The sequence below is a fragment of the Mesorhizobium sp. M7A.F.Ca.US.005.03.2.1 genome, assembly GCF_003997795.1.
GTDB lineage: Bacteria > Pseudomonadota > Alphaproteobacteria > Rhizobiales > Rhizobiaceae > Mesorhizobium > Mesorhizobium ciceri.
In genome coordinates this window covers 1-5,733 of record NZ_RZRP01000394.1, presented here as the reverse complement: position 1 = coordinate 5,733, position 5,733 = coordinate 1, and the positions used below count along the sequence as shown (strand labels likewise).

The 5,733-nt window shown below is 64.6% G+C and carries 5 protein-coding genes and 2 pseudogenes; 2 read left to right on the top strand and 5 right to left on the bottom strand.

The genetic code is table 11. The features are described 5' to 3' along the window. Positions 1 to 286: pseudogene (locus EN991_RS20965) on the top strand (ATP-dependent DNA helicase); the annotation flags it as partial. Between the two features lie 147 nt (positions 287 to 433). Here the strand turns inward: EN991_RS20965 and EN991_RS20960 are convergent. The 5 genes and pseudogenes from EN991_RS20960 to EN991_RS20940 form a co-directional block, all read right to left on the bottom strand. Further along, positions 434 to 1,483, bottom strand: a complete 1,050-nt coding sequence (locus EN991_RS20960) for an ABC transporter permease (RefSeq protein ID WP_127369458.1) — start codon at positions 1,481 to 1,483, stop codon at positions 434 to 436. Next, on the bottom strand, positions 1,480 to 2,277 hold the full coding sequence (locus tag EN991_RS20955) for an ATP-binding cassette domain-containing protein (RefSeq protein WP_127369457.1): 798 nt from the start codon (positions 2,275 to 2,277) through the stop codon (positions 1,480 to 1,482). Before EN991_RS20955 ends, EN991_RS20960 begins: the two co-directional genes overlap by 4 nt. 89 nt (positions 2,278 to 2,366) lie before the next feature. Next, the gene (locus EN991_RS20950; RefSeq protein WP_127369456.1) at positions 2,367 to 3,380 is read right to left on the bottom strand and encodes a substrate-binding domain-containing protein; all 1,014 of its coding nucleotides are present in this window, start codon (positions 3,378 to 3,380) and stop codon (positions 2,367 to 2,369) included. 103 nt (positions 3,381 to 3,483) lie between these two features. Beyond that, positions 3,484 to 4,391 (bottom strand): annotated as a pseudogene (locus tag EN991_RS20945) (sugar phosphate isomerase/epimerase). Continuing rightward, complete coding sequence (locus EN991_RS20940) at positions 4,388 to 5,419, bottom strand: Gfo/Idh/MocA family oxidoreductase (RefSeq protein ID WP_027160620.1); 1,032 nt, start codon at positions 5,417 to 5,419, stop codon at positions 4,388 to 4,390. The pseudogene EN991_RS20945 and the gene EN991_RS20940 overlap by 4 nt, the downstream one beginning before the upstream one ends. 196 nt (positions 5,420 to 5,615) lie before the next feature. On the opposite strand from EN991_RS20940, the gene EN991_RS20935 reads away from it, so the two are divergent. Next, the coding region (locus EN991_RS20935; protein WP_164769237.1) for a LacI family DNA-binding transcriptional regulator at positions 5,616 to 5,733 on the top strand (118 nt) is incomplete at its 3' end.

The window sequence follows — 5,733 nt, the reverse complement described above, 5'->3', positions numbered from 1 at the left end:
CAACTGGGGCTCGCGCTCCGGCCACCAGGTCGAGCGCATCGGCTACGGCGAGACGGACAGCGGCTACGGCGCCGGTCGCACCTCGGTCAAGGGCCGCACCATCGACGGCGAGCTGGTCGCCAAATCCGTCTCCGACAAGCCGTCCGCCTTCAACGTCGGCGACCGTGTCTTCCACCAGAAATTCGGCAACGGCAACATCTCGGCCATCGAAGGCAACAAGCTGACCATCGACTTCGACAAAGCCGGCCAGAAACGCGTGCTGGATGGGTTTGTGGCTGCGGTGTGAAGATGGCGTTTTCCCCGCGGAAGCCTCACCTTCGTCGTCCACGGGCGAAGCAAGGAGGGTAGCGACGCGGCGCAGACCCGTGGATGACGAAGTGATTGATGTCTACGCCAATCGTCAAGGCATGCGGTCCGCCAACGAAACAGCCCCTCACCGATACCGCGCCTGATTCCATTTGTGCCCCAGCAGCGACAGGATGATGATCAGCCCGTTGAAGAACTGCACATAGAAACCGCTCAATCCCGCCGCCACGACGCCGGTCTGGATGAAGGACACGGTAACCGCGCCGATGACGCCGCCGACGACGGTGCCGATGCCGCCCCAGGTCGGCGTGCCGCCGACGAACACCGAGGCCAGCACCGGCAGGAGATAGCCGTCACCGGCGGTCGGCCACCAGGTGAAGTTGATCATCACCGAGAAGGTGCCGGCGATCGCCGCACCGATGCCGACGAAGACGAACACTTTCACCCGCACGCGCTTGACGTCGATGCCCATCTGCTGGGCGCTGTCGGGATTGTCACCCACCACCCTCACCTGCGCGCCGAAACGATGGCGGTTATAGAGCATCGCCGACAGCACGACGAAGCCGATGGCCCAGAAGATCTGCACCGGAATGCCCAGGAGCTGGCTGGAGAAGATCGTGTAGGCCCAGCTGTCGCTGAGGCTGGTCAGCGCCATCGACTTGCCCTCGTTGATGATCTGGATCAGGCCGCGCAGCAGGAAATTCATGCCCAGCGTGGCGATCAACGACGACAGCCCGCCATAGACGACCAGCGAGCCTACGAGGAAGCCGAGCAGCATGCCGGTGACGAGTGCCGCGGCGATGCCGAGAAACGGATCGTAACCGGCCTGCACGACCAGCGCGAAGACCCATGAGGCGAAGCCCATCGTTGCCGGAAACGACAGGTCAATCTCGCCGCAGGTGACGACGAAGACCAGCGGCACCACCACGAACAGCGCAACGGGGAGCGTCGTCAGCACCGAACGGTAGAGATACCAGGTGGTGAAAACGGTCGGGTTGGCGATCAGGAACACCGTCATCATGACGATGAACACGGCGAGCGTGCCGAGCGCGGCACGGTTGTCGAGGATGAAGCCGCGCATCCAGTGATCGGATGGGTGCCTCCATTCCTTCTGAGAACTGGGACGGGGAATGCCGGAGGACGGCTCGTGCAGGTCGGGCTCCATGGTCTTGCTCATCGTGCTCTCTGCTCCGCGTCGCCGGCATCGTGCAGCCCGGCCAATCCGCCGGGATGCGCAACCTCTTCCATGAAGTTGATGAGGTCTTCGGCCGACTTGACCTCGCTGCGGTCGGTCGTCAGTGCGATCCTGCCGCGATCCAGCACCACGAAGCGGTCGGCGATGTCGAAGACATGATGGATGTTGTGGCCGATGAACAGGATCGAGCGGCCGCTCGCCCGCACCTGGCGCACGAAATGGAATACCTTGGCGGTTTCGGTCAGCGACAGCGCCGTCGTCGGTTCGTCGAGGACGATCAGCTCGGCCTGCTTGTAGATGGCGCGGGCGATCGCCACGCCCTGGCGTTCGCCGCCCGAAAGCTGGCCGACGATCGACTGCGGCGTGAACACTTTCGAGGTGAAGCCGATCTCGCGCATCAGCCGGCTTGCCTCCTCGATCTCCTTGTTGACCCTGAGAAAGCCCAAGAATCCGGTCAGCTCGCGGCCCATGAAGATGTTGCGAACGATGGTCTGCTGCACGGCCAGCGCCCGGTCCTGGAACACCGTCTCGATGCCGGCTTCGCGGGAACGCGCCGCGCTCCACCCGGTCACCGGCTTACCACGCACGAGGATTTCGCCGCTGGTCGGCTTGACCACGCCCGAGAGGATCTTGATCAGCGTCGACTTGCCGGCGCCATTGTCACCGAGCAGGCCGACCACCTCGCCGCGGTCGACGCTGAGATTGACCCCGCCCAGCGCATAGACCTGGCCATAGGACTTGCTGATGTCGCGCAGTTCGATGAGGCGTTCGGCCATCGGATGCTCGCTTTCATTGTCTCGTGCCGGCGTCGTCGCCAGCGGTCCCGCCGGCCGGGGCCTGAGATCCCGGCCGGCGGCTTGGGAGGTCAGCGCAGCGCCTGCTTGGCGAGCTCGGCGACGATCTCGTAATTTTCGGGCGTGACGAAGCCGGCGCCGGTGTCGACATTCATCGGCGCCAGCCCCAGCACAACCTGCTGGCAGAGGCTGAGGATCGGCAGATAGCCCTGCAGGAACGGCTGCTGGTCGGCGGTCAATTGCACCCAGCCGCCCTTGAAACCCTCGACGATCTGCGGGCTGGTGTCGAAGCCGAAATTGAAGATCTCGCCCGCCTTGCGTCCGGCCGCCTGCATATAGGTCGAGACATTGCCGAGCATCTGCCCGCCGGGATAGCCGACCGCCTTGACGCCGGGATTGTTGAGCAGCGCCGCGGTGATCACCGGAATGGCCAGGTTGGGATCGGACGCCCATTCGCCGCTCGGCGGTGAGGACAACTGGATGACCTCGACGCCGGCTTCCTTGAGCGCCGCCACCGTGCCACGTTCGCGCGCGCCGCGACTTTCGTTTTCGAACGGACCGATCATGATCGCCTTGTCGCCGGCCTTCAGCTTGCCCAGTTTGAACGCCTCGGCGCCGAGCGCGCGGCCCTGCTGTTCCTGCTGGGCGCCGACATAGCCGCCGCCGAACGCTTCCACCACCTTCGGCACAGGCACGTTCTGGTACATCATCTTGATGCCATCCTTGTGCGCCTGTTCGGCGAGCGGCATGATCGATGCATCGCCCGGATGGCCCATCATGGCGATGCCGTTGGGCTTGACCGCGACGGCCTCGCGCAGTTGCTGAACCATCTTTTCGATGTCCCACTGGGAGAAGATGTAGTCGACCTTCGGCCCCAGATCGGCCTCTGCCTGCTTGGCGCCATTGTAGACGATGGTGCCGAAAGCGTCGCCCTCGGCGCCGCCGACGAAGAAACGGATGTGGACGTCCTTGCACCATTTGGCGTCGAGCGCCTGCGCGGGCAAGGTGGAGATCGCAGCGGCAAGCACCGTGGCGGCGGCCACGACGGTCGAGCGCAGAACTGTCCTTCTCATCGTCATGCTCATGCACTTATCCTCCCTTTTTGTCCTCGCAAGCGAGGGGTTTCGACATTCGCTTCGGCAATGTGCGTTGCAGACATCCCGGCCGGCTCCTCCCGCCGGCCGATCCTCACATCGGGTTCGGCAGGTAGCTGGCCCCTCCCCGGCATTGCTTGAGATATTCCAGCGCCCGCACCTGGCCGGTGATCTCGAGGTCGCCGCGATAGACCGGGTCGTGCCAACCTTCGATATCGATGGCCCCCTTGTAGCCGGCCAGCCGCAATTCGCTGATCACCCGCGTCCAGTCGCTGTCGCCGAAGCCCGGCGTTCGCATTTGCACGAAGGGCAGCCGGCCGAACACGCCATGCTCGCGGATGACATCCCAGCGCACCGTCGCGTCCTTGCCGTGGACGTGGAAGATGCGCGGCGCCCATTTGCGGATCTGCGGCATCGGATCGATCAGATAGACGAGCTGGTGGCAGGGCTCCATTCCAGCCCGAGATTGTCGTCCGGCACTTCGTTGAACATCAGCTCCCAGGCGTCCGGATTGTGGGCGATGTTCCAGTCGCCGGCGGCCCAGTTGCCGTCCATCGCGCAGTTCTCGAAGGCGATGCGCACGCCCTTGTCGGCGGCGCGTCTGGCCAGCGGTCCCCAGACCTCCTTGAAGCGCGGCAGGCTGTCGGTCAGCTTCTTGCCGCGCAGGCGGCCGGTGAAGCCGCTGACCATCGAGGTGCCGAACAGATGCGCATTGTCGATGACCGTCTCCCAGGCCTTGAGCACGCCGCGATCGACCTCGCCGTCTTCCAGCGGATTGCCGAACACGCCGAGCGAGGACACGGTGACGTCGGCATCGCCGATCGCCTCGCGGATCTGGCCGGCCAGCCGCGGCAAATCCTTGCCGCCCAGCGTCTGCCAGAAGAAGGGCTGGATGCTCTCGAAGCCGAGCGGCAGGATCTGCTTGATGTAAGCCGCCGGGTCGTCGAGATTGGCCCGCACCATGGTGCCGATCCGGATGTCGAGAAGCGGGTTCGGCGTCATTGTGCTTCCTCTGCGATTGTCACGCGGCGGCCGGTCTCGGCGCTTTCGATGGCGCCAAAAACCATGGCCAGGCTCTTGATGTTGTCGCCGCCGCGCGTTTCCGGCTCGGTGCCGGTCTCGATGGCGTGCATGAAATCCTGGAGAATGCCGAGATGGCCGCCGACGCGATCGGACGCATCGAGCGGCGGCACCTCGATCGGCTGGGTTTTGTCGAACATTCCCTCGCGGCCCGGCATCACTGCTTCTGCCCTCAAATCGTCATGACCGTCCCAGATGAGGCTGCCGCGCTCGGCAACGATGCGCCATGCACTTTCCCAACTGGTGCGGAAGCCGGCCGCGCACCAGCTGCCGGCGTAGGTGAAGACCTTGCCGTCGCCGAGATCGAAGACGGCGCTGGCCGAAGATCCCTGCCTGTACCAGGAACTGGCCGGCTCCCATTCCTGGCAATAGACGCCGGCCGGCTCGCCATTCACCATGTAGCGAGCGGCGTCGAAGGTGTGGATCGCCATGTCGAGCAGCAGCACATGGGCCATCTCCTCGCGAAAACCGCCGAAATGCGGCGCGACGAAGAAGTCGGCGTGGATGCTGGTCGGCGCACCGATGGCGCCGGAGTCCAGGAACCTCCGGATGCGCCTGACATTGGCGACATAGCGGCGGTTCTGCACGACCGCATGGATGCGCCCGGCGCGACGCGCGGCCTCGACGATGGCGCGCGCATTTTCCGGACTGTCGGCGAGCGGCTTTTCCGTCAGCAGATGGCAATTGTGCGCAAAGGCGGACAGCGCGACCGCGCGCCGGGCGGCGGGAACCACGACATCGAACACCGCTTGCGGTTTGATCTGATCGAGGACGGTATCGAGGCTGCTGCCGATGACGGCATTGGTGAGGCCGTATTCGTGCGCCCGCGCCCGTGCCCTGTCGGCATCGAGATCCACAAGGCCGACAATGGCGAGCCCGTCGACTTGCTGCGCGGCATCGAGCCAGGCCTTGCTCATCGCTCCGCAGCCGACCAGGACGGCATTGATCATCCGGCGCTCCTCCTCCGCTCGGTCCCTCCAGACCGATCGTCACGGCATCCACGGCATGACCGTAAACGTTTTTCCGTAAACGTTTACGAGAACACACCCGAAGGCGTAGAATGTCAATTGGCCGCTCGTGAAAATCGTCCTGTCGCCTTGGCCTGAGCGGCTACCGGTGCTAGCCAAGCAAGGGGAGTACAGTCACTTGGCATCCAGCATTCATGACCTTGCCCGTCACCTGAACATTTCGATCGGCACGGTATCGCGGGCGCTGAACGGCCGCGCCGACGTCAATGCCGACACGCGCCAGCGCGTGCTCGAGG

What these genes read in the sequence shown, in the direction of transcription:
- EN991_RS20960 (WP_127369458.1), bottom strand. Translation starts at nt 1,483, where the DNA reads ATGAGCAAGACCATGGAGCCCGACCTGCACGAGCCGTCCTCCGGCATT.
- EN991_RS20940 (WP_027160620.1), bottom strand. Translation starts at nt 5,419, where the DNA reads ATGATCAATGCCGTCCTGGTCGGCTGCGGAGCGATGAGCAAGGCCTGG.
- EN991_RS20950 (WP_127369456.1), bottom strand. Translation starts at nt 3,380, where the DNA reads ATGAGCATGACGATGAGAAGGACAGTTCTGCGCTCGACCGTCGTGGCC.
- EN991_RS20955 (WP_127369457.1), bottom strand. Translation starts at nt 2,277, where the DNA reads ATGGCCGAACGCCTCATCGAACTGCGCGACATCAGCAAGTCCTATGGC.